This window comes from Pseudoflavonifractor phocaeensis, assembly GCF_016901735.1.
Classification (GTDB): domain Bacteria; phylum Bacillota; class Clostridia; order Oscillospirales; family Oscillospiraceae; genus Pseudoflavonifractor_A.
In genome coordinates this window covers 1-432 of sequence record NZ_JACLZC010000211.1, presented here as the reverse complement: position 1 = coordinate 432, position 432 = coordinate 1, and the positions used below count along the sequence as shown (strand labels likewise).

Here is a 432-nt window from a genome sequence, read left to right as displayed (position 1 = left end):
CCGTTCTGTGCGATGAAGCCGGTATGGGCAAGAGCCACGAGGCCATGCTGGTCATCAATCAAAAGTGGCTGGAGGGATGCAGCCGGATTCTGCTGGTCATTCCCAATGCCGACCTGCTGCACCAGTGGACGGAAATGCTGGAGCGATTCTATACCGTTCCCTATGTGGTTCTGACCAGCCGCAAAGAATGGCAGATCCATAGCACCTCCGACCATCCTAACGCCTTCATCCAAGATGCCATTGTCATTACCACCTACGACTTTGCTGCCGACAACGAGGAGGCCGCAAAGGTGGTCAACTGGGACTTGACGGTGTTTGAAGAAGCCAATGCCCTCTCTCCGGTCTACCAGGAGGACAACAAACAGGCCAAGGCCCTCAAGCGGATCGCCGGAGACTCCTTCAAGCTGCTGCTCACCGGCACCCCCATCGAAA

General features: G+C 56.2%; 1 protein-coding gene. It reads left to right on the top strand.

Annotated features, from left to right (window positions below; translation table 11 throughout):
• Nucleotides 1-23 precede the first annotated feature (23 nt).
• Nucleotides 24-432, top strand: a 409-nt coding sequence (locus H7U37_RS16585; protein WP_243414353.1) for an SNF2-related protein, incomplete at its 3' end; no start/stop codon positions are given.